Below are 4662 nucleotides of genomic sequence, written 5' to 3'. Positions count from 1 at the left end.
TTTAAAGCGCAATTTGAAAATTGCAATGGAACAAATATATCAAATATTGTTTTTTCTTTATATTTTTGGTGCAAACCTAATCCTATATGCATGGTATTCACCAATTGCAAGTGGCCCTCGATTTACATACAGTTTATACATTCCGTTTATATACACAATTTTCTTAATCATAAATAATTGCTTGAAAGAGTCTAAATGGACAGGTAATAACAATCAGTTGTTACTGAATATTCATCACTTATTCACTGGTGTTAATTTAACGGTTATAGGACTATTTTTATATGAAATTCTTTATCATATACCAGTCGTAATGAGTTCTGTATATTTCGGTAATTAAGTTTTTTTGTTAATTCTCATAAGTGTTGTGGGTTATGTTAAAATGCGCTGGTAATTATTTCAAATAAAACATATGATGGGGCGTAGCGGGCTATAGAAGGTGAATATGATGTTATGAGATCTCTAAACAGGAAATTATCTGACAATACAATACTCGTTATTGGAGTTGTCATTTTTATCCTTCTTCTCCTATTACCAGAATCTAATGATCCATGGCAGGCTGGTATTCGTTCACAGGAATGTGCCATGCTTTCACCGCTGCCTGCATTATCGTGCAAGCTGTCTATTGGGATTAGGATGAATGCTGATATTATGCGACAAGCATCACTAACTCTTAAGGGTAGAGGAGATCCCACGGATATCGCACAGGACATCGTTGGTTTTCGTGCTCTCGCCAATCGACAAGATCCTTATCCGATTTTGGGCCCTGCATATCGTTCCTTGGGATTAGAGTGGGTAGGTGAAGTTCGCAACGCAAGCACACATCCACCGATGGCTTTTCTTTTTGTTGCACCAATTGCGTTTTTGTCTTGGAATTGGGCTTCAGCCTTATGGGCCTGGTTAATGATCACTCTAGTTATCCTTTCATTTCGATGTTATGGGATATCATGGAAAGCTGCAATTGGGTTGACACCAATTGCCTTATTATGGCCTCCAGTTGCAACATCTCTTGGCCAACTGACTATCATCTGGTTATTTGCACTTTCAGCAGGATATTACTTTGAGCGAACAAAGCAATTTTGGAGTGGGATATTTATCGGTTTAGGAGCTATAACAAAATTCTTTCCAGGTGTTTTGATTATTAGCTTTCTTCTCAAGAGAAAATGGATTGCCCTGTTGGGTTTTGTTTCCACCTTTATATTATCAATAATTCTATTGTTGTTATTAGAACCAAGCTCAATATATCGATATTTTGAAGCAAGTCAGTCAACTTCGTCCATAGCCATGATATTACGGCTTGATAATGCATCCTTGCTCATCAACAGCTATCGATTTGGTGGATGGGTGGGAGTAACAATGGTTCTTTTCCTGTTCCTTTCGATTATTTGGACAAATCGAGACTATTTTTACGCTCCTCTTCTATATTCCTCACCAAGGTCGTGGGTATTGCTTTCGTTTTTCTCTGTAGCGTTACTTCCGATTTCCTGGGTTTTCTCTCTTGCCCCACTATTGCCGATTGTAATAATATTGATTACTCGAAAGAAACTTTCCACGCTGATAATTGGGGTATGTTGTATCGTAATTCCATTCATTTTTCCATCATATGGTACCGCGATACCCTCTGCGGTAGTAGTTCTATTGGTTGGGGTGGGTTTGCTATTTGACGGGTTACCTTTCAAGCTATTCACTGCTGTTTCCCTCCAAGACTTTAGGGGTAGTGCTTAAGTAACAAGTGATAACTTGGATAGATTGTATTGAACAATAAACAAACGGGTAACAAGATCGTGAAAAACTCTTTTTTGAGAAGGATAATGTTTTTCTTACGTAGCGATCATTCCATTGCCGTATAGGATTATTCCAACGCTTCCTGTATATTGTTTCGCCACTCTCATTACCAACACTCTGATGAGCATCTTCAAAAAACATTAGAATAAGCCCCTGGAACTCGCTGTATACTAGGCAGAGTTTGTACTTGGCTGGAATAGCTTGCTATAATTCTTTGCATGTGGCTTCCCTATATTATTCTGGCCCCTCAAAATCTTGGCATATATGATAATCTTTGGCTAACAGTCTCATTGTACTATCCTGCATTGGCAATCGTACTTTTAAATAAAGAACCAGGAAAGATGCTAAAGTCCAGGAACTGATATCAGCGGTCTGATCTGAATTTGGAGCTGATCCGGATCGCCGGGCTCATTAAATAAGCCTCCCACAGGATGCTACCAAAAGAATATTTATAAAGTTTGTGTAGGTAAAGGCGGTGAAATTAAAGCTATGAAATCTCTCAATCGGAAGTATTCTGAGAATATCATTCTGGGTATTGGGATTGTCATTTTATTCTTTCTTCTTCTACTGCCAGAATCCAGGGATCCATGGGAGGCTGATATTCAATCCCAGGAATGCGTTCTGCTTTCACCGCTGCCTGCCCTCTCCTGCAAACTGTATATTGGCCTCAGAGTGAATTACGATGTAATGCAGGGAGCATCTTTAGCCTTGAAAGGTAAAGCCGAACCTTCTGATATCGCACAGGATATCGTTGGTTTTCGTGCCCTCGTCAATCAACAGGATCCTTATCCAATTTTGGGACCTGAATATCGAAAATTAGGCTTGGAGGGGGAACTTGGAATAGCAAGTACACATCCACCGACGGCATTTTTATTTCTTGCGCCACTTGCTTTTTTGCCCTGGAGTTGGGCTTCAGCCTTATGGGCCTGGTTTATGTTAGCCCTGATTGTTCTTACATTTCGATATTATGGACTATCCTGGAAACTTGCGATTGGTCTGACGCCGATTGCCTTATTATGGCCTCCCGTAGCGACATCCCTTGGCCAGCTGACTGTCATCTGGTTATTTGCACTTGTTGCAGGATATTATTATGAGAAAAGACAGAATTTCTGGAGTGGAGTAATGATCGGTTTGGCAGCGATCACAAAATTTTTCCCGGGCATTCTGGTGCTCAGTTTTCTTCTAAAGAGAAAGTGGCTTGCCTTGCTGGGTTTTCTAGCTACCTTTTGGGCTTCCATAATAGCTCTGTTAATCCTACATCCCGGATCGATTCTTCGGTATATTGAAGTAAATCAGATAAATTCAAAAGACGTAATATTGCACCCCAATAACTTATCCTTACTGATCAATAGCTATCGCTTTGGTGGGTGGGTGGCAGTAGCCATGGTTCTTATTCTATTTCTCTCGATAATTTGGACAAATAGAAAATTCCTTTATGCCCCTCTCCTCTTTTCATCATCCAGATTGTGGATATTACTTTCCTATTTTTCCGTAGCCCTACTTCCCATTGCCTGGCCATACTCCCTTACTCCACTATTGCCGGTTGTAATCATGCTGATCTCCCAAAAGAAGCTGTCCGTGCTTACGATTGGGTTTTCTTGCCTCATAATTCCAATTATTTTCCCGTCGTTTGGCACAGCGATACCTTTTGCTGCTGTAATTCTTTTGATTGGGTTGGGTTTGTTAATTGATGGATTACCTTTTAAGATTTTCACGGCTGTCTCTCTTCAAGATTTTATACGTCCATCTCAGATCGAAAATGAATAGGTAGAGCACCCACAAGTTACAAACTTTAGGCAAAAATATATATTTTGTTGGAATAAAGTTACTATTCTCTCCGACTTTGAGGTTTAGCTTTTGGCAATTATGCCACTCAATAAATTTCTTGTATTGCTCCGACTTCACTATCGCTTTTCTTGACCTCTCTGCACCCCCATGATAAACTCAAATCTGTAATAAAAATACTCTCAATAGAAAAGGAGGCACGTGAATATGATTGATCTAAAGACCCTTGTTCCCCACCTATTTTCGCGCCTCGTGTCTGTTCCCTGAAATAGCAAATCTTCAGGCTCTGTTTACCATTTCTGCGGCCACGGGCGACCTCCCGTGGCTTTTTCTTATCTGGCATAAAAACGGCCATGGGTTGCATCCATGAGCCGTTTTCCATTTAACAAAAGAAAAGAGTATGACTGACTATACAGAAAAAATGAAAAAACACTCCCGTAAAGAACGTCTGCGGGATGCGCGCCGGAAAACTGGAAATAATAGATCAACCAAAAAACCTCGCCGTAAAGACTGGGGTTCAGATTATTCTGATGATTGGGATGGTGGGGACTATCTGATCGACGAACGGATTCTTCCACGAGGGGAGCATGAACGCCGCCGGAAACTCGAAGCTCTGGCCTTTGACGAATCACTCACGCAACCGGAAACTGCTCCCGTTGTGGATGCAGATTCAGCCATCACAGGGCTGGTCGTCGAGGTTAGCAGCGGCCTATGTCGAGTGGAAATCAACGATGAAACCCTCCTTTGCAGCTTGCGTGGCAACCTCAAGATTCAGGAAACTGGCTATTCAAATCTTGTTGCTGTAGGTGATCATGTCATCATCAGTCGAGATGGGAGTGAGAGCGGTGTGGTTGAATCTGTATTGCCGCGCCGAAGTGTTTTGGTCCGCCCTCATGGGAGGGTGCTGAGTCTGCGTCAGATCGTAGTTGCCAATGTGGACCAGATCCTGATCGTCGCCTCGTGGCGGGAACCGCATATCTGGCCTGAACTGCTCGACCGTTATTTGATCGCAGCGCAGCGTAATGACCTCGAAGCGATCATCTGCATCAACAAGATCGATCTGATCGAGGATCAAATGGCATTTGACGCCATCGT

The 4662-nt window shown here is 41.7% G+C and carries 4 protein-coding genes; 3 read left to right on the top strand and 1 reads right to left on the bottom strand.

Features of this window, described 5'->3' with window-relative positions; translation table 11 throughout:
* The first annotated feature begins 450 nt into the window (after window positions 1-450).
* On the top strand, window positions 451-1722 hold the full coding sequence (locus AC3DOM_RS15810) for a glycosyltransferase family 87 protein (RefSeq protein WP_487920006.1): 1272 nt from the start codon (window positions 451-453) through the stop codon (window positions 1720-1722).
* A gap of 549 nt (window positions 1723-2271) precedes the next feature.
* Window positions 2272-3549: a glycosyltransferase family 87 protein gene (locus AC3DOM_RS15805; RefSeq protein ID WP_487920005.1), complete on the top strand. Its 1278-nt coding sequence runs from the start codon at window positions 2272-2274 to the stop codon at window positions 3547-3549.
* Window positions 3550-3655: 106 nt separating this feature from the next.
* Here AC3DOM_RS15805 and AC3DOM_RS15800 read toward each other — a convergent pair whose 3' ends face one another.
* Window positions 3656-3949 (bottom strand): hypothetical protein, encoded by a 294-nt coding sequence (locus tag AC3DOM_RS15800; RefSeq protein ID WP_487920004.1) that lies wholly within the window; start codon window positions 3947-3949, stop codon window positions 3656-3658.
* Window positions 3950-3988: 39 nt separating this feature from the next.
* Between AC3DOM_RS15800 and rsgA the strand changes: the two genes are divergently transcribed.
* The coding region (gene rsgA, locus AC3DOM_RS15795) for a GTPase RsgA (RefSeq protein WP_487920003.1) at window positions 3989-4662 on the top strand (674 nt) is incomplete at its 3' end.

The sequence above is a fragment of the Candidatus Desulfolinea nitratireducens genome (assembly GCF_982879505.1).
The sequence above is the reverse complement of the archived record's forward strand: the minus strand, read 5'-3'. Positions and strand labels throughout refer to the sequence as shown.